This window comes from Streptomyces sp. CAU 1734, from assembly GCF_039888735.1.
Classification (GTDB): Bacteria; Actinomycetota; Actinomycetes; order Streptomycetales; family Streptomycetaceae; genus Streptomyces.
On sequence record NZ_JBDQQP010000006.1, the window covers coordinates 148,578 to 173,951 of the forward strand.

A 25,374-nucleotide genomic window follows, 5' to 3' on the forward strand; every position below is an offset into this window, starting at 1 on the left:
ACCCTGGGCGATGGCATCGGATCGCGCCTCCCCGCTCGGTGCCCTGCGGGCACTCCCCGCGCCACAGTGCGGGAAGGGGCGTCGCCGGGCCGTCGCCCGGCTGTCGCCGGACCGTTCACGGGACGGGCGCGTCACGGCGCACCGCCCGGTGGAGCCCGTATGCCGGCGGAACGTTCGCGGCGCACCGCCCGCAGGAGCCCGTATGCCCGGCGGCTCGCGGCCGGGCCCTGCGTCAGGGTGGGCCGGACACCGCCCCGGGAGCCTCCGACTCGTTCACGATCCGCAGCATCTCGGCCGCCGGGGCACGCCGATTCCCCTTCGTCAGGGACTGCCGCCCGGACGCCCCCTCCGCACCGAGGACGAGCCGCCCGCCGGCGGTACCCGGATCCCCGGTGACCGCCGGCGGATCACCGCGCCCCCGCCCGTACCGGCCCCCTTCCCTCCGGAGCCCGGCCCGCGCGGTGAACCGGTCCGGGTGAATCCCGCCCGCGCGTCCGGCTCCGCGGCTACGATCACGGACATGGCCGACCCCCTGGGCAACTGCCCCTCCCCGGAAGCCACTTCGCGCAGCGCGCGCTCCTGTCGCCGCTGAATCCGGCCGGCCCCCTCTCTCCGTACCCCTTTCGCCCCCCGTTCCCGGAGGCTCCGATGTCCGCTGCCCATGCCCCCGGCCGCCGCGCGCTCCTCAAACTGCTCGGTGCCGCCCCTGTCGCCACGGCGATCCCCCTCACGGCCGGCTCACCCGCCTCGGCCGCCCCCGCCGCTCCTGCCCCCGCGCCCGCCGTCGCCCCGGGCATCGTCAAACCGCTGCCGCCCGAGCTGTTCACCATCCGCGGCACCAATGCCGAGACCAAGGTCACCGCCCTGCGCGACACCGGTGTACTCACCCCCGCCGACCGCTTCTTCGTCCGCAACCACACCTCCACCCCGCGGCTCGCCGAGAGCGACTGGAGTCTGACCGTCTGGGGCAGCGGCCTGCGCGGCCGCACCCCCGTCCGCTTCAGCTACGGGCAGCTGCGCGACCTGCCCTCCGTCACCCGGACCGCCGTCGTCGAATGCGCGGGCAACGGCCGCAGCTTCTTCGCCACCCAGCAGGGTGAGACGGTCAGCGGCACCTCCTGGACACTCGGCGCCATCGGCGCCGCCCGCTGGCGCGGCGTACGGCTGCGCGATGTCCTGCACCGCGCCGGACTCTCCGCCTCCGCCGTGGAGGTGATGCCGCGCGGTCTGGACGACGAATTCATCAGCGACGGGGTCAGTCTCGGCAGAGTGCGCCGGCCGCTGCCCATCGCCAAGGCGCTGGACGATGTGATCCTCGCGTACGAGATGAACGGCGAGCCCCTCCCGTACGACCACGGCTTCCCGGTCCGTGTCGTCGTCCCGTCCTGGATCGGGATCGCCTCCATCAAATGGCTCGGGGACATCGAGGTCAGCGACACACCGCTCACCTCACCGTGGAACACGCGCTTCTACCGGCTCTTCGGAGCCGCCCACCCGCCCGGCGGCAGCGAACCGCTCACCCGCCAGACCCTCAAGAGCTCCCTGGAACTGCCGCTCGGCGCGACCCTGGAGGCGGGCGCGACACACCGGCTCACCGGCCGCGCCTGGTCCGCCGCCGCGCCGGTGCGCAAGGTGGAGATCAGCACCGACGGGGGCGGGCGCTGGCGGCCGGTACGGCTGCGCGACACCCCCCGCCGCGACAACTGGGTGCGCTGGACGGCCGACTGGCGCCCGCGCCACCCCGGCCCCGCCGAACTGCTCGCCCGCACCACGGACGCCGCCGGGAACACCCAGCCGGCCAGGACCGTGCACAACACCCAGGGCTATCTCTTCGACGCGGTCGTCCGGCACCCCGTGACCGTCGTCTGACCACCGGCCTCCCCGCCTCCCCGCCACGCCTCTCACGCCGGCGGCCCGCCCCCGGCGTGAGAGGGAGCCGGTGCTCCGCCCGGTACATCTTTCGGTGTACCGGACCTTCGTCTTCAGTCAGGACGAAGCCGGCCCGGCCCGGCGGGACGATGCATGCATGACCGACATCCTTCCGTCCCCTGCCAAGGCGGCCGGACCATCCACCCGTCTCCCGCTCCTCGATGTCCTGCGCGGCGCGGCGATCATCGGCACCCTGATGACCAATGTCTGGGTCTTCACCGTGCCCGGCGCCGAGTGGGGCGTCCTGACCGGCGGGCAGCCGCAGACCTCCTTCGCCTCCTTCCCGGAGGCGGCCGGCAGCGTGATGCGGATGCTGGCGAACGGCAAGTTCCTCTCCCTGCTGACCATCCTCTTCGGTGTGGGACTCGCCATCCAGTACGCCTCCGCCCGCCGGCGCGGCAAGCCCTGGCCCGGCCGGTACCGGGGGCGGGCGCTCTTCCTCTTCGCCGAGGGGACCGTCCACTTCCTCCTGGTCTTCGCCTGGGACGTACTGATGGGGTACGCGGTCACCGCGCTGCTGGTGGCCTGGCTGCTGACCCGCTCGGACCGGGCGCGGCACAGGGTGATGTGCTGGGCCGCGGGGGCGCATCTGACGCTGATGGGCCTGCTGACGGCCGTACTGGCGGCCGAGGGGGCACAGAGCGGCGCCGGGGTCTCGCGCGAGGCGGTCGAGCTGTACGCGCACGGCGACTGGACCGACCAGGTCGCCTTCCGGCTGGAGAACGCGCTCGCCTTCCGGGTGGAGCCGGTGCTGTCGTTCTTCCTGCTCCTCTTCCTCTTCCTGCTGGGGGTGCGCCTCTTCCGGGCCGGCGCCTTCGGTGCCGACGAGACGGGGCGCCGCATCCGGTCGCGGATGCTCGTATGGGGTCTGGGCCTCGGCGCTCCCCTGACCGTGCTCACCGCCGCGGCGGGTCCGGAGCTGTTCCTGCTGGACCGCTACATCGCCGGGCCGCTGACCGCCGTCGGCTACATCGGTCTGATCGGAGTTCTCGTGGACCGGGTGCGCCGGCCGGGGATCCTGCTGAACGGGCTCACCTGCGTCGGCCGGACCGCGCTCTCCGGCTATGTGCTCCAGAACGTGCTCTGCATGTTCCTCGCGTACGGCATCGGACTCGGACTCGCGCACCGGCTGGGCGAGTCGTGGCAGCCCTGGTGGGTGATGGGCCTGTGGGCGGTGGTCAGCGCGATACTGATGGCGGGATCCGTGCTCTGGCTGCGGCGCTTCCGCACGGGGCCGCTGGAGTCGGTGCAGAAGTGGGCGCTGCGGCGCTGACACCGCACGCCGGCCGGGCGGGGGACCCCGCCCGGCCGGGCGCTCGTCACGGCTTCGAGAAGCTGACCAGCTTCCGTACTCCCATTCCGTCGACGACCGGGGGATCCACCCCCAGCTCGTCGTTCCAGAACCGTTTGTCCCGCAGCACATCGAGGACCAGCGGGAGATGACCGTCCTGGGAGAAGACCCGGCCGCCGGGGGAGAGCCACGGGTGGAGGTACTTGAGGCAGGTACGGGTGGAGGCCGCCAGATCGACATCGAGATAGAGCGCCGCGATGGGCTCGCGCCAGGACGGCAGCGACTCCTCGAACCAGCCGGGCACGAAGGAGCACACCTCGGGGGTGCCGAATCTCGCGATGTTCCCCCGCACCTCCTCCAGCGATCCGGCGAAGTCCCCCTCGTGGAAGACCACCGGACGCCCGGTGATGCTCAGCCCGTGCCGCTCCGCCACCCGGGGAAGCCCCTGGAAGGAGTCGCAGACGATCAGACGCCGGCCCGCCAGCCCGGCCGCGACGCTGAACTTCGCCGAGCTCGAACCCTGATAGCTGCCGGCCTCCACCACACAGCCGGGCACCTCGGGCGGCAGGGTCAGAACCGCCCGGCAGAAGGCGAGCATCTCACCGGTCGTGTGCGGGCTGATCAGGTACCGCGACGCCAGATAGTGCTGCCGCAGCAGCCGGCGGCGCTGTGCCGGGGAGATCCCGAGGCCCCTGTCCGCCAGGAATTCCCGGGCCGTCCGGCGTTCCGCGTCGCAGAGCGCGTCGAAGCAGGCCACCACCCCGCTCGGCAGCATCCGCGCGGCCCAATCCGGGCCGCGCGGGGTGAGATACCCCTCCCGCGGCGCCCCGGCACCGCCGGCCGCGGTCACGCGCGCACGGCCGGCAGCGCGGAAGCCCGTTCCCGTACGACGCCGAGCTCCGCCGACACCATGAGCTCGGCCGCCCGCTCCCGCTGGACCGCGCACCACGCCTCGGCCTCGTCCAGCCGGTCGGGCGGCGTCAGCCGGGAGATGCGTTCCACACTGGACTCCCTGAGGAAGAACTCGCAGTTCGCCAGCGCGTACAACTCATTGAGCAGCGGCTTCGGCACCGCCTCGCAGACGGTCGGCAGACCGTAGGGGGTCGCCGAGCCGAACAGATCGGGGCGCGGGCGGATGTTCATCCCCGTTCCCTCGTCACCGAGGGAGCGCAGCAGCGGTATCCGCTTCTTCGCCCGGCTGAACTCGGCGGTGCCGATGTCCGGGGTGAGGATGGCCGCGCTCAGGAACATGATCGGCAGCTCCAGCACCTGATCGATGTCCTGGAGGATGCTCTCCACCGTGTCGTGCGGAGCCCCGATGATGAAGCCGCAGACGACACCGATCCCGGCGGCGTCGAGCACCCGCACCCCGTTCTTGTTCATCTCGACCGTGGTGCCCTTGCGGTAGTGGTCGAGCGTGCGCTGGTTCAGCGACTCGATACCGAGGAACACCTTCCGGCACCCGGCCCGGTACAGCTTCCCGGCCATCTCCTCGTCCATGAACTCGGAACGGGCGTTGCAGCTCCACGGCACACCCCGGCGCCCCAGATCGTCCAGCAGCTCGTCCAGTTCGCCGTGCTGGAGGAGATCGTCGTCATGGAACTCGATGGAGTCGTGTCCCAGCTCGCCGATGATGTGGTCGAGATCGGCGGAGATCAGCGGAACCGGCCGGGAGACCAGATTCCCGTGGATGACATAGGTCGAGCAGAAGGAGCAGCGGGCCCGGCAGCTCTGGGTGCAGATGTAGATCTGCGGACGGCTGCCGAGCGACTTCCACCAGCGCACCCGGACCGGCTCGACGGCCTCGCCCGCCGGCCTGCTGAGGTCGTAGCGGAAGGCCGGCGCGGGAATCGTGGCGAGTGATCTGTCGAACGCCGGGGGGCTCACCCGCGACTCGCCGCCCCGGGTGAAGCAGATTCCGCGGGCCTCGGGTCCCTCGCCGAAGCCCGGTTCCAGCAGTTCGTTCAGCATGTGCCGCAGCGCCGCGCCGCCCTCCCCTCTCACCACCAGATGGGCGAAGTCCGCCTGCGGCGCCATGGTGGGGTGTGCCCCGCCGATGACGATGCACATCTCCGCCGGGTCCAGCAGCGACAGCATGCGCGCGGTGCGCTCGAACGCCAGCGAGTACAGGCTGACCAGCACGAAGCGTGCGCTCGCCGGACGCAGCCACTCGGTGATCGCCTCGGCCAGCCGTTTGTCGTCCGCGTGCCGGTCCTCGTCGAAGTACCGGAATTCGGGGCGGTACCGGATCCTGTTCCGCTCGAAGTCGACCTCGGCGGAGCGCGCCAGATTGAGCAGACCGAGCGAGGAGTAGCGGTCGGTGAAGCGGTCCTGACGGGAGTCCGCGAAACCGATCTGGTTCGCCCGGAATCCGTGATGCACCAGTGCCAGCCGCGGCGGTCCCGCACGGACCGAGAAACGGCCGCCGCCGCTGAGTGTGTCCAGATCGATCATCGGGCTGCTCCCGGTTCAGGCGCACAGGGGATCGGCGGGATCCCAGCGGTGGAAGCGGGGCCGTTCCCGGCCCGCCAGGGTCCGCCGGGCGGCCCGCCAGGACGCCGCCCACTCCCCGGGATCGGTCAGTTCGTCCCCGGGCCGGGACCTGCTGCGGGCGAGGAAATCCGGATACCAGCGGCGGCCGGTCGGCATGTCGGCCGGGCTGTAGCGCAGATCGAAGCTCCAGCGTCCGCCGTCGCTCAGGTTCGGCAGCGAGGCATGCATGATCAGCGGGTGCAGAAAGATGACATCGCCCGGGGAGACGGGCAGCGGCACCCGGTGCTCGCCGACGACATCGTCCGGGATCCCCTGATACGCCGGGGTGTCGCAGTGCCGCACCAGACCGCGCCGGTGGCTGCCCGGCACGACCAGCAGACAGCCGTTCTCCGCGGTCGCCTCATTGAGCGGGATCCACGCGCTGATCAGATCGGTGTCGTCCGCGTCCTCCGTCACCACGGCGAGATCCTGATGCCAGAACGTCCGGCCGGTCAGCGTCAGCGTATGAGCCCTGTTCTTCTCGGAGATGGCGCGCTCCGGCGGTTTGATCCGCATGTGCTGCACCGGATTGGAGAGGATCTCCGGGCCGATGAACGCCTCCACCGCGTCCAGCAGGGCCTCGTTCCGCAGCAGGCGGAAGACCGCGGGGCCCAGGTGCAGCGGGGTGTCCGGGAGGATGTCGTCCTCCATCGGGAGGGTGATGTCCAGGGCCTGGAAGCAGGCGCCGTGGGTCTCGCGCATGAGGTGGAGCAGCCGGTCGACGGGGGCGGCGTCCGCGTCGAGCTCCACCGGCGGACCGCCGTGGACCCCCGTCCGCGCCAGCCGGCCGACCGCCTCGGCGTATTCGTCGATCACGGGCTTCAGCGCGGTCTCCGGATCGAGGATGTCCTTGCCGATGACATATCCCTGGTCCCTGAATTCCGCGAGCAGGCTCGGGTTCATCATCTTTCCCACGCTCCGAGGATTTCCGCCCGGATCGGGCGCGCCGGCGAGGCGTCGGGGGAATTACTTCCGCGACATCTCCTGGAGTTGATACAGCGACTTCGGGTCCCCTTCGGGCCGGTGGATCACCGGCGCAGGTCCGCCGAATCGAGCCACTGAGGACCGTTCGCCCCGGATGTGATGTGCGCACTCCTCGACGGCCACCACATGTTTTCCGGTGTAGATCGGGAACGCGTCGGCCGCCCGGTATTGATAGATCAGTGCCCGGCGCCGTTGCGGAGATCTGTTCTCCGCCGATCGGTGTGGTGTCAATGGATGCAGAAAGATCGCACTTCCCGCTTTTCCCTCCACCGCCACCGGGGCGCCGTGGCGTTCCTCGTCGAGGGATTCGGTGATCCGGCCGGCGAAGGAGCCGTCCGGCAGCGAGTGATCGAGAAAGCGCCGGTGCCGCCCGGGCAGCAGCTCGACGCAGCCGTTCCGCTCGGTGGCGTCGTCGAGGTGGATGAGGACGGCCACCAGGTCGTCGTTGGTGTGCGGGAAGTAGGTCAGATCCTGATGCCAGTCGACCGGGGCGCCCACCCGGGCCGGCTTGAGGTTCAGCTTGCTGTGCTGGAGCGCCAGATCCGGTCCGAGCAGGGAGACCACACGGTCGGTGACGCGCTCGTCCGCCGCCAGCCGGGCGAAGGTCCGGTGCTGCTCGTACGGCTGGTGGAGACGGCGGGCCACCCGCTCCCCGCCGACGGATTCCCGCTCGAACTCGAAGACGGCCGCGATCCGCTCCGGGTCGCCGTCGCCGGCGAGCTCCTCGACCGCCGCGTCGACGAGTTGGATGTCCGCCGCCGTGAGCAGCGACGGGACCACGACGAAGCCCTCTCGCCGGTAGTGCTCGATCTGTTGCCGCGTGAGGCCGGGCATCGGGTACTCCAGATGTCGGGCGGCCGGATCCGGGCGGTGTCCGTCCGGCCGGCGCGACGGCCGGACGGACACGGGCGGCACCGCTACACGGTCGCCGAGAGCGTCAGGGTGAAGGCCCGGATGAACTGGGTGGACACACCGCGGCGTCCCTCCAGATCCAGGGTCACCCGGCCGCTGAACTCGCCGGCCAGCTCGTACAGCTTCGCCGCGCTCACCCGGCCGCCGAGCGAGGCGACCACCCGGGCCGCGACCTCGGGCGAGAACATGAGGCTCCGGCAGTACTCCGGGAGGCTCTCCATGATCCGGCCGAAGAGCTCGCGCTCCCGGTCGATGAGCTTCTCCGCGCTGGTGTCGTCGGCTTCGGCCAGAGCCGTGCCGAGGTCGCGGAAGCCGCGCAGCACCAGACAGGCCGCGTCCAGCGCGTGGTAGGTGAACTCGGACCGGGCGGGCTCGCCGGACACCCGGTGCTCGACATACGCGATGTCGCGGACACCGTCGTACACCCCCGAGACGACTTCGGGGGAGAACCCGACGGCCGAGAAGATTTTTTCGACGGTCTCACGGTCGAGGATGAACATGGCCTGACCCCAGGAATCGGTCAGCTCCATTGCCTTCTTGCCGAGACCGGACGCCTCGTCGCGCAAATACGAGAGATTTTCGGCGCCGACTTGATTGATCCGCAGCGGTGTATTCACGCTGATGGCTGTACCCATTGCTTCGGCCTCCTTGAGATGACATCCCAAAGACGAGGGCGGATATTGCCGGAGTACGCTGCCGAATGCTACCAACGGCCCCGATGGGGGTCAAGAAGTCATTGCGAATCCACTGCGCGGGATGTGTACACGCGAGCGACGGCCCGTCATATGCCGCTCAGCCGGAGGAATGTGATCACGAAATTCACCGGGCATCGGGAAGTTCCGGCGCCGGTAATTCCCTGACGGGATGTCCGGGCGGGGAGTGCCCGGACATCGCGCGGCGCGCGGCGCGCGGCGTCGGCGCCTGCGACCGTGCGGGCCGGCACCGTGAGCCGAGTGCCGAGTGCCGAGTGCCGAGTGCCGGTGTCCCGGTCCCGTCCGTCACGGGCGGTCCCGGCCACGGCCCGCGCGGGCCCTGACGCCGCGCCGATTCCCGTGGACCCGCGCCCGGCCGGCTCCCGGGAGCGGCCGGGCGCCGCGTGGCATCCTGTCCGCGTGCCTTCCCACCCGATACCCCCTCAGCAGGGCCTGCGAGCAGGCGGAATGGTCGTCTGCGGCGACGACGGGCTCGCCCACCGGCTGGCGGACGAACTGTGTGAGATCTACCAGGAACAGGTGACCCTCGTGGTCCCCGAAGCCCGGCAACCCCAGCCGGCCGGCGACCGCCGGACCGGCCGAAGGCTCGGATTCCTCGGCCGGAACACGGCGGCCGGGAACCGCCCGCCGGGCGGCGGGCCACCCTCCGCGGGGGCGCTGCGGGTGATCGAGGCCGCCGAACCCGCCGGCGAGGTGCTGACCGGCGCCGGTGTGCCCGGGGCCGCCGCACTGGCGCTGGTGTACGAGGACGACGAGGTCAACGTACGTGCGGCGCTGACCGCGCGGCGGCTCAACCCGAGGCTGCGGCTGGTGATCCGGCTCTACAACCGCAAACTCGGCCAGCATCTGGAGGAGTTGCTCGACCAGGCGGCCCTGGTCGCCGCTCCCGGTATCGGCATGAGGGAACTCGACGCCTCGACCACCGTCCTGTCGGACGCCGACACCGCCGCGCCCGCGCTCGCGGCCACCGCCGTGGCCGGCGCCGGAAAAGTGATCCAGGCGGACGGCCTGCTGCTGCGCGCGGCCGAACGTCCGCCCCCGGGGCCCGGCGAGATCCCCGATCCGGGCCTGTGCACCCTGGCGCTGCTCTCGGCCACCAGGAGCGACCCGGCCGGCAGCGAGGGCTCGGAGCACAGCGGCGAGGACGGACCCCGGCTGCTCCCGGACGAGCGGGAGACGGCGACCGCCGCCGGCCGGGCCACCGTGGTCCTGGAGGCGGTCTCCCACGACGGCCCGGCCCGGGCCGAACCGTGGCCGATCACCGCCTCGCTCCCGGTGGCCTCCCTGCTCTCCCGGCGGCTGCGCCGGTCCCTGGCGGGGCTGACGGCCGCCCTCGCCGGACTCACCCTCGCCGCCTGGCTGACCACGGGCGACCACCCGCTGCAAGCCGCCTATCTCACCCTGCTCGATCTGCTCGGCATCAACGAACCGGCCGTGGGCGAGCCGGCCGGCCGCCAGCTGCTCCAGATCCTGGCCGGACTGGTGGGACTGCTGCTGCTCCCCGTCCTCTTCGCGGCCGTCCTGGAGGCGTTCGGAGCCTTCCGCACGGGCAGCACGCCCCGCCGGCCGCCGCGCGGTCTCTCGGGACATGTCGTCCTGCTCGGCCTGGGAAAGATCGGCACCAGGGTGCTGGCGCAACTGCGCGAACTGGAGATCCCCGTGGTCTGTGTGGAGGCCGACCCGGAGGCGCGCGGACTCGCGCTCACCCGCCGGCTGCGCATCCCCGTGACGCTCGGCGACGTCACCGACGAGGGCGTACTCAAGGCCGCCCGCATCCACCGCGCGCACGCGCTGCTCGCCCTCACCAGCTCCGACATCACCAATCTGGAGGCCGTGCTGCACGCCCGGTCGCTCCAGCCGGACATCCGGGTGGCGCTGCGCCTGTACGACGACGACTTCTCCACCGCCGTGTACCGCACCCTGCGCGCCACCCACCCGGACGCGCTCACCCGCAGCCGCAGCGTGACGCACCTCGCCGCCCCCGCCTTCGCCGCCGCCATGATGGGCCGGCAGATCCTCGGCGCGATCCCGGTCGAGCGCCGGGTGCTGCTCTTCGCCTCGCTGGAGGTCGCCGCTCATCCGGGACTGGCGGGACGGACCATCGCGGAATCCTTCCGGCCGGGAGCCTGGCGGGTGATCGCCCTGGACACCGCCGCTCCCGAGGACCGCCGGCCCGATCTGGGCGCATCCCGCCCGGACGGTCCCGGCGGCCGTCCGGGACTGCTCTGGGAGCTCCACCCCGGCTATGTCCTCCGCTCCCGCGACCGGGTGGTCGTCGCCGCCACCCGCCAGGGATTCGCCGAGCTCGTCGGACACCCCGGCGCCGGGCACACCGCGGACGGCCGGATGGACGCACGCTGAGCCCTGCCCCGGAGGTTCACCCGGACGAGTGGCGGCGGCCGGTGACCGGCCCGCGCGGTGCCGGTGGACACGCGCCCCGGGCCGGTCACCGGCGGACGGCGCAGGTCACCGGGGTGCGGCCCGGCGGTGGGGCCGTCCCGGGGCGGCTAGCATGAGGCCGGCATGCCGAGTCGATCAAGCGAGGAGCTGTTCGTGCGAGACATAGCCGTGTTCAGTGGGAGCGCCCACCCCGAATTGGCGTCGGAGGTCTGCGCGCATCTGGGGGTTCCGCTCAGCCCGTCGCGTGTCGCCCGGTTCGCCAATGACTGCCTGGAAGTCCAGTTGCAGGCCAACTGCCGGGAACGGGACATCTTCCTCATCCAGCCCCTGGTCACCCCCGTGCAGGAGAATCTCGTCGAGCTCCTGCTGATGTGCGACGCGGCCCGGGGCGCGTCCGCCGCCCGCGTCACCGTGGTGATGCCGCACTACGCCTACGCGCGTTCGGACAAGAAGGACGCGCCGCGCATCTCCATCGGCGGCCGGCTGGTGGCCGACCTGCTGGCGACCGCGGGTGTCGGCCGGGTACTGGCCATGACCCTGCACTCACCCCAGGTGCACGGCTTCTTCTCGGTGCCGGTCGACCACCTCCACGCCCTGCGCGAGCTGGCCGAGCACTTCCGCGGCCACGACCTGTCCCGTACCACGGTGGTCTCGCCCGACCTGGGCAACGCCAAGGAGGCCGCGGCCTTCGCCCGGCTGCTGGGTGTCCAGGTGGCGGCCGGCGCCAAGCAGCGCTTCGCCGACGACCGCGTCACCATCAGCTCCGTCATCGGCGAGGTCGCCGGGCGGGACATCATCGTCCTCGACGACGAGATCGCCAAGGGCAGCACGGTGCTGGAGCTCCTGGACCGGCTGCGCGAGCTGGGCGCGCGCTCCATCCGGGTCGCGTGCACGCATGGGCTCTTCGCGGCCGGCGCGCTGAAGCGGCTCTCGGACCAGCCCGATGTGCTGGAGATCGTCTGCACCAACACCGTGCCCATTCCGCCCCGGGAACGCACCGACAAGCTGCGGATTCTCTCGATCGCCCCCGCGCTGGCCGAGGCGGTCCGGCGCATCCACAACGGCGAATCGGTCAGCGCCCTGTTCGACCAGGGCTGACGGCGGCCGGACCCGGGGGAGAGGGGCACCCGATGTCCGTGACGGAGTTCGATCCCCGCCTGGTGCGGTGGTGTGCCGTCGAGCTGGGGGCGGTTCCGGTGGAATCGCTGATGGCCGCCGCGCGCGTGTCGCGGGTGCTGGGGGTGCGGCTGGACGACGGCCGGGAGGTCGTCGTCAAGTCCCGGCCGGATCCGGCGGGCCGCGCGGCGGTCTGTGTGACCGTGCAGCGCCGGACGGCGGCGGCGGGTTTCCCCTGCCCGAAGCCGCTCACGGACGCCGTGGTCCGTGACGGGGTCGCCGTGCACGCCGAGGAGTGGCGGCCCGGCGGCGAGCCGCTGCGCGGTACCGGCGGCGACGCGGCAACCCGTTCCGCCCGGCTGCTCGCCGCGCTGGTGAGGATCACCGCGGGATTCGCGCTGCCCCCTCCGCTGCCGAACCCCGAGTGGGTGCGGTACGACCACACCGGCCCCGGACACTGGCCGCCCAATCCGCTGCACGACGGTCGGCCCGGCGCGGACCGGCTGCCCGCCGCCCTGACCGGTGTCGCCGCGCGCGCCCGGGCCCGGCTGGCCGCGGCGGCTGATCTCCCCCGGGTCCTCGGCCACGCCGACTGGGAGGCCCAGAATCTCCGCTGGACGGGCGGTCTTCCCCATACGGTGCACGACTGGGACAGCATGGCCTGGCTTCCGGAGGCGGCCGTCGCCGGGACGGCGTCCGGGGCCTTCGCCAGTGCCGAGGTGCCCTCGCTCGCGCCGGTGGAGAGCTCGGAGGTGTTCCTCGCCGCGTACGAGCGGGAGCGCGGCCGGGCCTTCGGCGCGGACGAGCGCGAGGTGGCCTGGGCGGCGAGCCTCTGGCCGGCGCTGCACAACGCGCGCGCCGAGATCCTCTGGAAACACCCCGCCGTCGCGCTGACCGAGGTGCTGGCCCAGGGCGGGGAACGGCTGGCCCGGGCCGGCGCGTGAGGTGCCCCGCCCCGGTCCTGTGCCCGGCGAACGACGGTGTCCGGCGCGGGCGGGCGCGACGCGGAGGACCGGGGAGGCGCGCGATGCCGCCGCGATCCGGAGAGGACGGCCTACGCCGGGACCCGCGGCTCCCCGTCCCTCCGGGCGGCGGGCTCGCCGAGATGTCCGGCCGCCGTCCGCCATGCCGCCGTCACCGCGGCGTGCGCCTGTGCCGTACGGGCCGCCCGCTCGCCCATGAGGACGACCGGAGCGCCGACATGGACATGGAGGGCGGGGCGGCGCAGCGGCGCGGTCACCACTCCCGCGAGCTGCTTGACGCGGCCTCCGGAGGTGACCCGGCGGGCCCCCGCCTGCCCCAGCGGTATGACGGGGGCGCCGGTGCGGTCCACCAGCCGGGAGAGTCCGCTCCGGAACGCCTCCGGGGCAGCTTCGGCGGCGTCCTCGCGGCGGGGCAGCCCGCCCTCCCCGTAGATCAGGACGAGCCGTCCCCGGGCCAGCGCCTCGGCCGCGCCGTCCAGGGCGTCGGCGGCCCGCCGGTCCCGGCGGTGCACGGGGATGTGCCCCTCGCGGATGAGCGCCCCGCGGAGCAGCGGTATCCGCCACAGGCCCGCCGTCGCCATGACGACCGGCTGGACACCGAGCCGGTGCAGCGCGGCGAGGACGACGGCCGGGTCGGCCAGTGAGGTGTGATTGGCGGCGATGATGCCGCCCGGCGCGAAGTCGGCGTCCGCGTCCGCGGTGACCGTCAGACGGCCGGCGGCGGGTACCAGGGTGTCGGCGAGGCGGCTGAGCATGTGCGGGTTCTCCCGGTCTCGGATGGCGGTGATCCACATCATGGACCGGGAGCGCTCCGGCGCCATGAGTACCCGTACTCAGCCGGGGCGTTCCGTCCACTCGGCGCGGGGCGGAGTGCGTACCGGTACGGGTGCCGGGCCGCCGATCGGGCCCGGCACCCGCACCGTCACCGGGCGGCGCGGCGCGCGGATCGCGCACCGGCACCACCCGGCCGGCGGGCGTCGCTGATTCGCCTCCCGACGCCATGCGCATCAGCGCCTGCCGCCCGGCGGCTCCGCCCTGCCGACCTCGCCGGTCCGCTCGACAGCGGTGTACGCCGTCCCCCGGCGGTGCGGGCGCTGACGGGGACGAGCTCACCGGCGGGGGTGTCCGGCCCCGCGTCCCCGGGGATCCCGGACTCCGGCGTCTCGGCCGTGCCGGCCACCCTGACGGCCGCGGTGGCCGGCACGACGAGGAGCGGCCACCCCACGACGGCCGCCCCGCGGTTTCGCCGAGCCGGGACTGCCGGTGCCGGACGACGACAACCGCCGGGTGCTCGCGGTACCGGCGTATCCGGACCGGGGCTGAGAGCCCCGGGGCGCGGGAGGGCGGAACACCCGCGCCGCACCCCGGGGCCGCGGTTCACCTGGCCACGGATCTCAGATCATCGGCCGCCACGAACCCGAGGCCGCGCTCCAGCAGCCCCTCGATCACCGCGGGCAGTGCCCGCACGCTCTCGCGGCGGTCCCCTCCGCCGTCGTGCATCAGGATCAGCGAACCCGGCTGGGCGTGGTCGAGAACGGTTTTGGCGATCTTCTCGGGTCCCGGTCTGGCCCAGTCCCAGGAGTCGACGTCCCAGAGCGCCAGGGCGGGCCCGCCCGTGAGCAGTTCACCCAGTGACTCCGGGGTGCGCGCACCGTACGGCGGGCGGAACAGGGTCGGCACCTCGCCCACCGCCCGCTCGAAGGCATCGCTGGTCCGGTCGATCTGGAGCCGGAACTGTTCGGCCGTCAGATCCGGCAGGAACGGGTGCGACCAGGTGTGGTTGCCGAGACTGTGACCCGCGTCCCTGATCCGCCGCACCTCGTCGGGGAGGGCGTTCACATGCAGCCCGACGCAGAAGAAGGTGGCCCGCACCTCATAGCGGGCGAGGATGTCCAGGACCTGGCGGGTGAAGACCGGATCGGGCCCGTCGTCGAAGGTGAGGGCGATCTCCCGGCGGTCGCGCGGGCCGTGCCGCAGGCAGCGGCCCGTACGGCCGAGCTCCGCCTCCAGCGGTTCGCTGTGGCGTATGCCGTTGTGGTAGTCGTCGTCCCGCCCGGTCTGCCCGCCGCCCTCCGCCGTGAGGGGGGAGAGGGAGCCGAGTGCGGTTCTGGCGCTCTCGGCGAGGGCGAGCGCGGACACGGACCCGAAGGCGGGCCGCTCGGGCAGGACCCAGGGATCGGCGCGGTGCACGGCGAGCCCGGCCGCCGTGAGCAGTCCGTCCAGCAGCCCGTTGGTGCTGTCCACGACCACGGCGCAGGGCAGCCGGGACTCCCGCTCGGTGTCCAGGAGCCACTGGGTCAGCTCGCTCACCCGCTCGGCGCCCCATTGCGCCGGAGCCGCTGCCCGGTTCCCCCGGGCGTCGATGACCTCGACGTCGTAGCCGTCGGCGGTCCAGGCGATTCCCACGTACAGCATGCGTTCTTCCTACTCGCTCGCCCGGGCGGCACGGTGCGCCCGGGGGCCGGATGATGAGTGGGTCGGGCGTGGGCCGGGTCCGGCCGTGCGCATCACATGACGGGCCGCGGCGCGCCGGTGAACACCCGTGCGCATGCGCCGGGTTGGCCGCGCGGGCGGCCGGGCGCGGTGCGGTGGGCACGGCCGGGGTCCCGGATGTGCCGTGAGATCAGCGGAGTCGGCTCCGCCGAGGTGTCACGGCTCTCCGGACGAGTGGTCCGGAGCGCGGTGCGGCGAGGCCGGCGGAGGCGGTCGGGGCCCGGTGGGCGGAACGGTCCCACCGTTGCCGGCCGGGGCTGTCCGCGGCGATGTTCCGTCGCGGGCGCCATTGTTCGGCCGGCTCGTCCACACGGGTCGGAACGGTCGTCATGATGGCCCTCTCCGGATCCGCCGGCCCCGCACCACGAGGCCCGTTGCTCGCTTGCACCCTCCCTGAGGAGGGGTTTTGCCATGACGATCGTGCCCGGTCAGTCCTGTCCGGATCCCGGACCTGCCCTCACCGATTTCCACGAACTCTCCACTAAGGCGCCACAAGTACGACAGAGGCGCGCTATTGTTCGCGTGCCCCGTCGAATGGTCCAGACCATATCCATGCGGGACGGATGTGCGCTATGCCCTGACCGTCTCTTGTGCCACCGATCCTGGGTCAACTCCCCAGCAGGCCAACGCTCCTGGAGGACACCATCAACGCATCGCCCACTCCGTTGACCGTGCCCGATCCGCCTGCCGCCGGGACCGCCGCCCGCCCCGCCCGCACAGCCGCCCCGAACACCCCGAACACGCCCGCCCGTCCGGCTGTTCACTCCACCGGCGTGGCGGCAGCGCCGCCGCCCGCCGGGCCGGCCGGCGGCCGTACCGACGCGCCGGACGCCGCCGGTCACTGACCCGCGGCCCCCGCCGGACCGCCCGTCCACCCCCCACCGCCGGCCACTCGGCCGGCCGGTCCTCCGCACCCACCGGACCCATGGGCTCACCCGCCCGGGTCGGTCCTTCGGCCTGCCCACCCCGCGGGCCCCTCGCCGAGCCGCCGCGCCCCCGGGCGCCCGGCCGCGCTCCCATGCCTTCACCGCCCCGCCCGCCCGCCGTACCGACGCCGGACAGACTGAGGAAACCTGTGACCAGCACCCCTGTCAGACCCGCCCAGCAGGGCATCCGGGCCCATCAGCGGCTCACACCGCCCGGCTCCGCCCACCGCCTGCCCCGCGCCGCGCACATCGAGCGGACCCCGGACACGGCGTCCCGGCGCCCCGCACCGGTGACGACCGGCCGCGCCACACCACCGCACGCCCTCCGCGAGGAGCCCGCCCCGGCCGGTGCCGTCACCCTCGAACCGCGCGCCGAGGAGAACTGATGGAACGCCTGGACCACCCCGCGCCCGCCGCGCCGGGCGGCGCCCCGGCCGGCACCGCCGTCACCCCCCGGCCCCGCCCGGCGCTCACCGACGAGCAGCGCGCACTGCTCGCCCGCCGGCTGCGCGAGCGCGCCTCGGGAGCCGCCCGCCCGCCCGCGCGCACCGCCCCCATACCGCCCCGCCCGGCCGGCACCCCCGTACCGCTCTCGCTCGCCCAGGAACGGCTGTGGTTCGTCGAGCAGCTGACGCCCGGCACCGCCGCGTATGTCCTGCCCATGGCGGGGCGGCTGCGCGGACCGCTGGAGCCCGGACGGCTCGCCGCGGCACTGCGCCTGGTCGCCGTCCGGCACGACACCCTGCGCAGCTCCTTCCCCGCCGACGAGGAGGGCGCACCCCGGGTGCGCATCGCCCCGGCGGACTCCTTCACCCCGCCCTGGGAGGAGCGCGAGCTCACCGGCCTGCCCGCCGGCGAGCGGGAGGCGGCGGCCCGGGCGGCGGTCGAGCACGAGATCGGCCGGCCCTTCGACGTGACCGAGGGGCCGCTGATACGCGCCCTGCTGCTGCGCCTGGACGCCGAGGACCACGTCCTGGTGATCTGCCAGCACCATCTGGTCGGCGACGGCTGGTCCGCCGGGGTGCTGCTGGACGAACTCCTCGCCGGATACCAGGACCCGGCCCCCGGGGACCGGCCCGCGCCCGACGCGCTCCCGCTGAGCTACGGCGACTTCGCGCACTGGCAGCGCGAGCGCCAGGAACGCCCGGAAGCCGCCGCGGACCTGCGGTACTGGTGCGACGCCATGACCGGCGTACCGCCGCTGGAACTGCCCACCGACCGGCCCCGCCCCGCCCTGCCGGGACCCGGCGGCGCGAGCTTCAACTTCCGGCTCGGCCCGGCGGCGCACCAGGCCGCCCGCACCCTCTCCAGGGCCCGGGGAACCACCCTCTACATGACCCTGCTGGCCGCCTTCCAGGTGGTGCTGGGCCGCTGGTCGGGACAGCCGGACTTCGCCGTAGGCACCCCTTTCGCCGGCCGCCGGATGGAGGAGACCGAGGGACTGATCGGCCTCTTCAGCACCATGCTGCCGCTGCGCGCCGATCTGAGCGCGCCGCCGGCCGCGGAGGCGGACGAGGGGGCGTCACCGGACTTCGCCACCGTCCTGGCCCGGGTCCGCACCGCCGCCCTCGCCGCCCAGCAGCACCAGGAGACCCCCTTCGAGCGGCTGGTGGAGGCCCTGAACCTGCCGCGCGAGGTCTCCAGGCCGCCGCTCTTCCAGGTCTCCTTCGCGCTCCAGAACCACCGCGCCCAGGAATTCCGCCCCCGCGAACTGGACTGGCGGACCTTCCCCTTCGAGGGCACCGGCGTCCATCTCGACCTCGGCCTCTACTGCACCGAGACCGACGGCGGCCTCGACGCCTTCTTCACCTACCGCACCGATCTCTGGGACGCCGACACCGTCTCCCGGCTGGCCGGACACTGGGAGCGCGTGCTCGTGGCGGCGGCGGCCGACCCGCATGCGCCCATCGCCGCACTGGAACTCCTCACACCCGCCGAGCGCCGGCGTCTGCTGTACGAGTGGAACGACTCCGGCACCGCGCTGCCGGCCGCCGCCACCCTCGCCGAAGCGGTGGCCGGACAGGTCGCCCGCACCCCCGGCGCGACCGCCCTGGAACACCGGGGGGAGACACTGACGTACGCCGGGCTCGACCGGCGCGCCAACCGTCTCGCCCATCTGCTGCGCGCCGCCGGGGCCGGGCCCGACCTCCTGGTCGGGGTCTGTCTGGACCAGGGACTCGACCAGGCCGTCGCCCTGCTCGCGGTGCTCAAGTCGGGGGCGGCCTACGTCCCGCTCGACCCGGAGCAGCCGCGCGAACGCCTCGGCCACATGCTCACCGACTCCGCTCCGGTCGTCCTGGTCACCACCGGAGCCCACCGTGCCCTGCTGGCCGGTTCCGAGGCGCCCGTCCTGCTGCTGGAGGAGGCGGCGGAGCGGCTCGCCGAGGCCCCCGACACCGCACCCGAGAGCGGCGCCGGCCCGGATCATCTGGCCTATGTCATCTACACCTCGGGCTCCACCGGCACCCCCAAGGGAGTGGCCGTCCAGCACCGTCAGGTGCTCACCTATCTCGCCGGGGTGCGGCAGCGGTTCGCCGAGGCGGGGCTGGAGGACGGCGCCCGCTACGTCCTGCTGCAGTCACTGGCCTTCGACTTCGGCCTCACCACCCTCTATCTCTCCCTCACCACCGGCGGCCGGCTGTATCTGCTGGCCCCGCGCACCCCGGGCCCGGAGCTCGCGGCCCATCTCGCCGAGCACCGCATCGACTGCGTCAAGCTCACCCCGTCCCATCTGGCGGCGCTCTGCGCCGAGGTGGACGACGAGGCGGCGCTCCTCCCGCGCCGGCTGCTGATCCTCGGCGGTGAGGCATCGGGCTGGGAGTGGAGCCGCCGGCTCGCCGAGACCGGTGCCCGCACCGGCTGCCGGGTGGTCAACCACTACGGCCCGACCGAGGCCACCGTCGGCGCCACCACCCAGCTGATCGACCCGGAACTGCCCGCCGTCGCCGGGGCCACCACCCCCATCGGCCGCCCGCTGCCGGGCGCCCGGGTCTATCTGCTCGACGACCGTCTGGAGCCGGTGCCCGCCGGGGTGCCCGGCGAGCTCTGGATCGGCGGCGACCGGCTGGCACGCGGCTACCTCGGTCTGCCGGAGCTGACGGCCGAGCGCTTCCGCACCGACCCCTTCGCCGGCCCCGACTCCGTACTCGGAGCGTCCTCCCCGCCCCGGATGTACCGCACCGGAGACCTCGCCCGGCACCGCGCCGACGGCACCGTCGAATTCCTCGGCCGCGGCGACAACCAGGTCAAGATCCGCGGCTACCGGGTCGAACTCGGCGAGGTGGAGACCCATCTCGCCCGGCTGCCCGGCGTCGACCAGGCCGTCGCCGCCGCCCGCGGCCCGGCCGGGGAACAGGTCCTCGTCGGCTATCTGGTGCCCGCCGCGGACACCGCGCCGCCCCCGGTCGCCGACATGCGCCGGCTGCTGGCCGAGAAACTGCCGGACTACCTCGTGCCCTCCCGGTTCGTGGTCCTGCCCGAACTGCCCCGGCAGGCCCACGGCAAGGTCGACCGGCGCGCGCTGCCCGAACCCGGCGCCGCCGGAGCCGGCGAGGGTGCCGAGTACGTCACCCCGCGCACCCCCACCGAGGAAACCATCGCCGGCGTCTGGGCCGATCTGCTCGGCCTCGAACGCGTCGGCGCCGACGACGACTTCTTCGACCTCGGCGGACACTCGCTGATGGCCATGCGGATGGTCGCCGCGCTGCGCAAGCTGCTCGGTCCGGACGCGGGGATCACGCTGATGGACGTCTTCCAGGAACGCACCGTGGCGGCACTGGCCACCCTGGCCGGCCGGTCCGAGGACGAACGCGGCCCGCGCCGCCTCCTCCACGAGCTGACCCCCCGTCAAGCGGCGTCCACTGTCGCGCTCTCCCTGGTCTGTCTGCCGTACGGCGGCGGCAGTGCGGTGGTCTATCAGCCGCTCGCCGACGCCCTGCCGGCCGGGGTGGCGCTGCATGCCGTCGCCGTACCCGGGCACGACCTCGGCATGTCCGAGGAGTCGCTGCCGCTGGAGGAGGTCGCCCGCCGCTGCGCCGATGAGGTGCTGGCCTCGGTGGAGGGGCCGGTCGCGGTCTACGGGCACTGCGGGGTCGGCGCGGCACTCGCCGTCGAGCTCGCCCGCCGGCTGGCCGCGGCGGGGCGCGAGCCGGCCGCCGTCTATCTGGGCGGGATCTTCCCCTTCGCCCGGCCGACCGAGGGCCTGCTCGGACTCCTCTCCCGCTTCTCCGTGCTCGACCGGCGGCGCAGCGGACGGCTCCATCTGAACTGGCTCCGCTCCATGGGCGCCGATCTGGAGGGCCTGGAGCCGGACCAGCTCAACACCATCGTCCGCAATGTCCGGGAGGACTCGCGGGCCGCCGAGGCGTATTTCACCGAACGGCTGGCACAGCCCGCCGACGGGCTGGCGACACCGGTGATCTCGGTGATCGGCTCGGCCGACCCCGGCACCGAATTCCACCGCGAGCGGTTCCGCGAGTGGGGCTTCCTCGGCAACAGCACCGCCGTGGCCGTACTGGACGAGGGCGGTCACTACTTCCTGAAGCACCGTGCGGCCGAGCTGGCGGAGATCGTCACCACCGTCCACCCGGCGGTCACCGCCGGAGCGGACGCCGGCGCCGCCGAGCCGGTCCCCGAGCGGCGGCCCGAGGGGGCGACCTGGTGGGTCGACGGCGTACATCACCGGTCCACCGGTACGGGGGAGCCGGACGACGCCGCTCCGCGCACCCGGCGCGACACCCGGCGGTTCGTGGCGGTGGCCGCCTCCCAGCTGATCTCGCAGACCGGTTCGGCGCTGACCGAGTTCGCCCTGCCGCTCTGGATCTACCTCGCGACCGACTCGGTGGCCTGGTTCGGCCTCTTCGCCGTGCTCGGCATCGTGCCGGGGCTGCTGGCGGCGCCGGTGCTCGGCGGTCTGGTGGACCGGATCGACCGGCGCCGGGTGATGCTCACCTCGACCGCGGTCTGCGGCACCGCCGAGGCGGTGCTGGCGGTGCTGTACGCCTTCGACGGGCTGCGGCCCTGGCATGTCGGGGTGCTGATGGCGATTCTCTCCGTCTCGCTCACCGGGCAGCGGCTCGCCTTCCAGTCGGCGATCCCGCAGCTGGTGCCCAAGCGCTATCTCGGCCACGCCAATGGCGCCGTCCAGGTCTCGGGCGGCATCGCCCAGGTGATCGCCCCGCTGGCGGCGGTCGGCATGCTCGCCGCGATCGGTCTCGGCGGAGTACTGCTGCTCGATGTCATCAGCTACACGGTGGCGGCGACGGTGCTGCTGATCGTGCGCTTCCCCCGCACCCTGCCGTCCACCCGGCGGGAGACCCTGCGCCAGGAGATCGTGGCCGGCTTCCGGCTGGTGGTCGGGCAGCGCGGGTTCCGCGCGATGCTGGTCTTCTTCGCCGTGCTCAATCTCTTTCTGCCGGTGCTCTTCCAGCTCGTCTCGCCGCTCGTCCTCGGCTTCTCCAGCCTCTCGTCGGTGGCCACGGTGTCGCTGGCCGGCGGTGTGGGCGCGGTGGTCGGCGGACTGGCGATGGGTATCTGGGGCGGGCCCAGGCACCGGCGGATGCGGGGCATGCTGCTGGTGGTGCCGGTGCTCGCGCTCTTCTGCGTACTGACCGGTCTGCGCCCGGACCTGCTGGCCGTGGGCGCCGGGGTGTTCGGGATGTCGGCGTCGCTCTCGCTGCTGAACGGCATCTATCTGACGATCATTCAGGTGAAGGTGCCGCAGCGGTTCCACGGACGGGTGATGGCCATGAACCAGCTGGTCGCCTGGTCCACCCTGCCGGTCGGACTGCTGCTGATCGCCCCGCTGGGCAGCCGGCTGCTGGAACCGCTGATGGCCGAGGGCGGCGGACTGGCCGGCACCGTCGGCACCCTGCTGGGAACCGGCGACGGCCGGGGGATCGGTCTGCTCTATCTGCTGCTCGGCGCGGCGATCCTGGTGCTCGGCGCGGTGTCGCTGCGGATGCGCGCGCTGTCCCGGTTCGACCAGGACGTGCCGGACGCCCGCGCCGACGACCTCGTCGGCCTGGCCGCGCTCGGCTCGGGCGGCCGTGATGCCGGGGGGCCGGGCGTGAACTGAGCCCCGGGACCGCGCGACCGCGCGGGCCCGGGCGCCCCTCGCGCGTACCGACCACACGGCTCCCCGGCGGGAAACCCGCCGGGGAGCCGTGCTCACCCGTCAGACATAGGTGTAGAAGCGGGTGTGGTCGAGCATCTGCGCGGGGGTCACACCGTTCGGGCCGTCCCACGGCGCCATCGGCTCGTGGAGATCGACGACGCCCGCGGTGTTCGCGGTCGGCAGATAGCCGCTGTTCGGCCAGCGCCGCTGCCAGTCGGCCCAGAGCTTGTCGATGAACGCGTGGTGCATGAAGAACACCGGGTCGTTCGGGGAGACGGGCTGCCCCATCTGCCCGCCGACCCAGTTGTGCACCGCGTTGTGGAGCCCCGGGCCCCAGTTGCCCTCGATGGTGTTGCGGAAGCTGCCGGGGGCGTTCTCGTTCCACGGCGGTGCGTCATAGGTGGGGACGGCCAGCGCCTGATCGATGTCGGACTGGACCGGCAGGTGCTGGAACCCCCCGAGCGTCCGTCTCAGGAACGGATGGGTGTCGACCTGCACGGTTATCGGCCAGTTGCCGGTGGAGTGGGCGAAGGGCCCGTCCATCACCTGCTGGTCGCCGAACCGGCCGGCCCCGCCGAGGAAGTCCGGCGCCCAGAGGGAGGAGGTCGGGCTGCGGTCGATGGTCCAGTCCCAGTAGGGAATCGACACGGCCCAGTTGACCTTCTGGAGCTCCCGCTCGAAGGCGAGCAGATACTGGCGGTGCCAGGGCAGGAACGCCGCCGTGTTGTGGCCCGTCCGCGTGTGCGCGGGATCCATGTCCTGGATGAACCGGGTGCGGTGCATGACGACGAACTCGTCGTAGACCCCGCGGCGCTTGAGCTCCACCACCGCGTCGGTGAACGCCTTCTTCTGCGCGGTCGTGAGTGTTGCCTGGTTTTTGCGTACGGTCATGGCTGCGTGCTCCGGTTCAGGCGGTGGGGAGGGGGACGAGGTGCGCGCCCTGGAGGGTGGTCACCGCGGTGCGGGCGGCCTCCAGAGGGGTGCGGAAGGTCTGGTAGTGGTTGATCGCACTGGTCCAGGTGTTGTCCGCGCGGAGCATCAGATGCAGTTCGCGGCCGTCGATGAGCACGCGGTAGCCGGAGCCGTGGTGGGCGTGGGCCGCGTGCGCGCCGGTGGCCCGCAGTCCCTGGATCCTGCGGCCCTCGAAGACCTCGTCGAAGGGCGCGGGGCCGTCGGAGCCCCCGGGGCGGGCGGGGCCGGCCGTCTTCCGCTCGGACGTGGTGCTCGCCGACGCGGTGGCGACTCCGGCGACGGCTATGCCCGCGACGGCGCCGGTGAGGGCGCCCACGGTCTGGCGGCGGGTGAGTTTGGACATGGTGAAGGAACCCCCTGAAACATGGTCGGAGGTGGCCCACCGGGCTGTTTCGGGCCACCGACCCCATGCCTACTGAGAGGAGCCGCCGAAGGGGAAGAAATCGGATTCCGGTTGGCTGTGAAGTGGACAATTCCTGGGAGGTGAATCCGTGCCAGAGGTGTCGAAGATCATGTTCCGTTTGAACTTCCCGGGGGCGCTGGGAGGAGGAACTTCCCGGGAGGGGCCACCGGCCCGCAGAACTTGCGGGACGGATGGCGGTCCCGTGCCCCGGGGGGCCGTCGGGAACATGTCCGGAACTCGAACATTCACTTTCCCTTCTCGCCCTCCCGGCCACCCGTCCCGCTCGCTCCGGCCCAGCCGGATCACGCTCCGCGACGGCCGCGCGGCGCCCGGCGGACCGGGCCGCGGCGACCGGCCTCCCGGCCCGGACGAGCGCGATGACATGGGCGAAGTCCCCTCCGCGCCGGTGCCGCTGTGAAACTCTGGTCCCGGCAGCAGCGCCCGGAGCCCTGTTGTTACCCGGGCGACGGCTGGAGGCAGTGGTGAAGGTCCCCGACATGACGCACGGCGCGCGTCTCACCGGACACGGCGCCGTCTCCACCGCCCTGGCCCTGCACAGCGACCGGTCCCTGACCGGGCTCCTGGACACCGCCGTGCCCATCGGATCCGGCATCGGCGGGACCTCGGCACTGCTGGAGGTGGCCGGCACCCCGGTCTTCGTGAAGCGGGTGCCCCTCACCGACCTGGAGAGGCAGCCGGAGCACTTCCGTTCCACGGCGAATCTCTTCGGGCTGCCCGGCTTCTGTCAGTACGGAGTGGGCGCCATCGGCGGGCCCGGCTTCGGCGCCTGGCGGGAGCTGGCCGCGCACACCATGACGACCAACTGGGTGATCTCGGGGGAGTACGAAGGATTCCCCCTGCTGTACCACTGGCGTGTGGTGCCCGACGCGATTCCCCTCCCCGGGGAACTCGCCGATGTCGAGAGGGCCGTCGCCTACTGGGGCGGCGGATCCGCGGTGCGCCGGCGGATCCGGGCCCTCCAGTACTCCACGGCGAGCCTGGCGCTCTTCCTGGAGTACATCCCGCGGAATCTCCACGACTGGCTGGGCACCCGCGTCGAGGCCCGGGACGGAACGGCCGGCCCGGCCCTCGCCATGGTGGAGCGGGGACTCGAAGCCGGGGTCTCCTTCATGAGAAGCCGGGGACTGCTGCACTTCGACGCCCACTTCGAGAACATCCTCACCGACGGCGAGCGCCTCTACTTCACGGACTGGGGCCTGGCGCTCTCCTCCCGGTTCGAGCTGTCGCCGGAGGAGACCGCCTTCTTCGAGCGGCACCGCGACCACGACCGCTTCCACACCCTCAACCATCTGGTGATCTGGCTGGTCACAGCCCTGTACGGGCTCCGCGGGGACGACCGGGCGAAGTGGGTGCGGGCCTGCGCCCGGGGTGAGCGGCCCACCGGCGTCCCCGGGGAGGCCGCGGCGATCCTCGCCCGGCACGCACCACTCGCCGCCGTGGTGTCCGAGTTCACCGGCGAGTTCCGGCACCGGAGCAGACAGACCCCGTACCCGCTGCGGGAACTCGGCCGGATCGTCCGCGCACCCGGCCCGTCCGCCGGCTGACCGACCGCCCGCCCGGAGCGTCACCGGCTTCCGGAACCGC

17 protein-coding genes are annotated in these 25,374 nt (G+C 73.1%); 8 read left to right on the plus strand and 9 right to left on the minus strand.

Annotation, left to right across the window (positions count from 1 at the left end; genetic code table 11):
- Positions 1-648 precede the first annotated feature (648 nt).
- On the plus strand, positions 649-1,869 hold the full coding sequence (locus AAFN69_RS13365) for a sulfite oxidase (protein WP_347728663.1): 1,221 nt from the start codon (positions 649-651) through the stop codon (positions 1,867-1,869).
- A 157-nt stretch (positions 1,870-2,026) separates the two neighbouring features.
- Complete coding sequence (locus tag AAFN69_RS13370; protein ID WP_347728664.1) at positions 2,027-3,202, plus strand: DUF418 domain-containing protein; 1,176 nt, start codon at positions 2,027-2,029, stop codon at positions 3,200-3,202.
- Between the two features lie 46 nt (positions 3,203-3,248).
- On the opposite strand, the gene AAFN69_RS13375 is transcribed toward AAFN69_RS13370, so the two are convergent.
- The 5 genes from AAFN69_RS13375 to AAFN69_RS13395 form a co-directional block, all read right to left on the minus strand.
- A complete protein-coding gene (locus AAFN69_RS13375) occupies positions 3,249-4,070 on the minus strand; it encodes a TylF/MycF/NovP-related O-methyltransferase (RefSeq protein WP_347728665.1) in 822 nt (273 codons plus the stop codon).
- Positions 4,067-5,674, minus strand: coding sequence for a B12-binding domain-containing radical SAM protein (locus tag AAFN69_RS13380; protein WP_347728666.1), 1,608 nt, complete (start codon positions 5,672-5,674; stop codon positions 4,067-4,069). Before AAFN69_RS13380 ends, AAFN69_RS13375 begins: the two co-directional genes overlap by 4 nt.
- A gap of 15 nt (positions 5,675-5,689) precedes the next feature.
- Positions 5,690-6,658: a phytanoyl-CoA dioxygenase family protein gene (locus AAFN69_RS13385; protein WP_347728911.1), complete on the minus strand. Its 969-nt coding sequence runs from the start codon at positions 6,656-6,658 to the stop codon at positions 5,690-5,692.
- Between the two features lie 60 nt (positions 6,659-6,718).
- Complete coding sequence (locus AAFN69_RS13390; protein WP_347728667.1) at positions 6,719-7,570, minus strand: phytanoyl-CoA dioxygenase family protein; 852 nt, start codon at positions 7,568-7,570, stop codon at positions 6,719-6,721.
- An 83-nt stretch (positions 7,571-7,653) separates the two neighbouring features.
- Positions 7,654-8,283: a hypothetical protein gene (locus tag AAFN69_RS13395; RefSeq protein ID WP_347728668.1), complete on the minus strand. Its 630-nt coding sequence runs from the start codon at positions 8,281-8,283 to the stop codon at positions 7,654-7,656.
- A 525-nt stretch (positions 8,284-8,808) separates the two neighbouring features.
- Here AAFN69_RS13395 and AAFN69_RS13400 point away from each other — a divergent pair.
- The 3 genes from AAFN69_RS13400 to AAFN69_RS13410 all read left to right on the plus strand — a co-directional run bounded on the left by AAFN69_RS13400 (position 8,809) and on the right by AAFN69_RS13410 (position 12,821).
- A complete protein-coding gene (locus tag AAFN69_RS13400) occupies positions 8,809-10,722 on the plus strand; it encodes an NAD-binding protein (RefSeq protein ID WP_347728912.1) in 1,914 nt (637 codons plus the stop codon).
- A gap of 192 nt (positions 10,723-10,914) precedes the next feature.
- Positions 10,915-11,859: a ribose-phosphate pyrophosphokinase gene (locus AAFN69_RS13405; protein ID WP_347728913.1), complete on the plus strand. Its 945-nt coding sequence runs from the start codon at positions 10,915-10,917 to the stop codon at positions 11,857-11,859.
- Between the two features lie 32 nt (positions 11,860-11,891).
- Positions 11,892-12,821: a hypothetical protein gene (locus AAFN69_RS13410; protein WP_347728669.1), complete on the plus strand. Its 930-nt coding sequence runs from the start codon at positions 11,892-11,894 to the stop codon at positions 12,819-12,821.
- A 110-nt stretch (positions 12,822-12,931) separates the two neighbouring features.
- On the opposite strand, the gene AAFN69_RS13415 is transcribed toward AAFN69_RS13410, so the two are convergent.
- Both AAFN69_RS13415 and AAFN69_RS13420 read right to left on the minus strand, forming a co-directional pair.
- Positions 12,932-13,615 carry a lysophospholipid acyltransferase family protein gene (locus AAFN69_RS13415; RefSeq protein ID WP_347728914.1) on the minus strand — a complete coding sequence of 228 codons (684 nt, stop codon included), beginning with the start codon at positions 13,613-13,615 and terminating at the stop codon, positions 12,932-12,934.
- 622 nt (positions 13,616-14,237) lie between these two features.
- Positions 14,238-15,275, minus strand: coding sequence for a polysaccharide deacetylase family protein (locus tag AAFN69_RS13420; RefSeq protein ID WP_347728670.1), 1,038 nt, complete (start codon positions 15,273-15,275; stop codon positions 14,238-14,240).
- Positions 15,276-16,428: 1,153 nt separating this feature from the next.
- Here AAFN69_RS13420 and AAFN69_RS13425 point away from each other — a divergent pair.
- Both AAFN69_RS13425 and AAFN69_RS13430 read left to right on the plus strand, forming a co-directional pair.
- A complete protein-coding gene (locus AAFN69_RS13425; RefSeq protein ID WP_347728671.1) occupies positions 16,429-16,665 on the plus strand; it encodes a hypothetical protein in 237 nt (78 codons plus the stop codon).
- Positions 16,665-22,355, plus strand: coding sequence for an amino acid adenylation domain-containing protein (locus tag AAFN69_RS13430; RefSeq protein WP_347728672.1), 5,691 nt, complete (start codon positions 16,665-16,667; stop codon positions 22,353-22,355). Before AAFN69_RS13425 ends, AAFN69_RS13430 begins: the two co-directional genes overlap by 1 nt.
- 99 nt (positions 22,356-22,454) lie before the next feature.
- Here AAFN69_RS13430 and AAFN69_RS13435 read toward each other — a convergent pair whose 3' ends face one another.
- The gene (locus AAFN69_RS13435; RefSeq protein WP_347728673.1) at positions 22,455-23,285 is read right to left on the minus strand and encodes a tyrosinase family protein; all 831 of its coding nucleotides are present in this window, start codon (positions 23,283-23,285) and stop codon (positions 22,455-22,457) included.
- A 16-nt stretch (positions 23,286-23,301) separates the two neighbouring features.
- Positions 23,302-23,709: a tyrosinase cofactor gene (locus tag AAFN69_RS13440; RefSeq protein WP_347728674.1), complete on the minus strand. Its 408-nt coding sequence runs from the start codon at positions 23,707-23,709 to the stop codon at positions 23,302-23,304.
- A 557-nt stretch (positions 23,710-24,266) separates the two neighbouring features.
- On the opposite strand from AAFN69_RS13440, the gene AAFN69_RS13445 reads away from it, so the two are divergent.
- Complete coding sequence (locus AAFN69_RS13445; RefSeq protein ID WP_347728675.1) at positions 24,267-25,334, plus strand: protein kinase family protein; 1,068 nt, start codon at positions 24,267-24,269, stop codon at positions 25,332-25,334.
- Positions 25,335-25,374 lie beyond the last annotated feature (40 nt).

Excerpts from the sequence above, each read along its gene's own strand:
- AAFN69_RS13365 (WP_347728663.1), top strand. The coding sequence starts at position 649 with ATGTCCGCTGCCCATGCCCCCGGCCGCCGCGCGCTCCTCAAACTGCTC.
- AAFN69_RS13370 (WP_347728664.1), top strand. The coding sequence starts at position 2,027 with ATGACCGACATCCTTCCGTCCCCTGCCAAGGCGGCCGGACCATCCACC.
- AAFN69_RS13380 (WP_347728666.1), bottom strand. The coding sequence starts at position 5,674 with ATGATCGATCTGGACACACTCAGCGGCGGCGGCCGTTTCTCGGTCCGT.
- AAFN69_RS13385 (WP_347728911.1), bottom strand. The coding sequence starts at position 6,658 with ATGATGAACCCGAGCCTGCTCGCGGAATTCAGGGACCAGGGATATGTC.
- AAFN69_RS13390 (WP_347728667.1), bottom strand. The coding sequence starts at position 7,570 with ATGCCCGGCCTCACGCGGCAACAGATCGAGCACTACCGGCGAGAGGGC.
- AAFN69_RS13395 (WP_347728668.1), bottom strand. The coding sequence starts at position 8,283 with ATGGGTACAGCCATCAGCGTGAATACACCGCTGCGGATCAATCAAGTC.
- AAFN69_RS13400 (WP_347728912.1), top strand. The coding sequence starts at position 8,809 with ATGGTCGTCTGCGGCGACGACGGGCTCGCCCACCGGCTGGCGGACGAA.
- AAFN69_RS13410 (WP_347728669.1), top strand. The coding sequence starts at position 11,892 with ATGTCCGTGACGGAGTTCGATCCCCGCCTGGTGCGGTGGTGTGCCGTC.
- AAFN69_RS13415 (WP_347728914.1), bottom strand. The coding sequence starts at position 13,615 with ATGCTCAGCCGCCTCGCCGACACCCTGGTACCCGCCGCCGGCCGTCTG.
- AAFN69_RS13420 (WP_347728670.1), bottom strand. The coding sequence starts at position 15,275 with ATGCTGTACGTGGGAATCGCCTGGACCGCCGACGGCTACGACGTCGAG.
- AAFN69_RS13430 (WP_347728672.1), top strand. The coding sequence starts at position 16,665 with ATGGAACGCCTGGACCACCCCGCGCCCGCCGCGCCGGGCGGCGCCCCG.
- AAFN69_RS13435 (WP_347728673.1), bottom strand. The coding sequence starts at position 23,285 with ATGACCGTACGCAAAAACCAGGCAACACTCACGACCGCGCAGAAGAAG.
- AAFN69_RS13440 (WP_347728674.1), bottom strand. The coding sequence starts at position 23,709 with ATGTCCAAACTCACCCGCCGCCAGACCGTGGGCGCCCTCACCGGCGCC.
- AAFN69_RS13445 (WP_347728675.1), top strand. The coding sequence starts at position 24,267 with ATGACGCACGGCGCGCGTCTCACCGGACACGGCGCCGTCTCCACCGCC.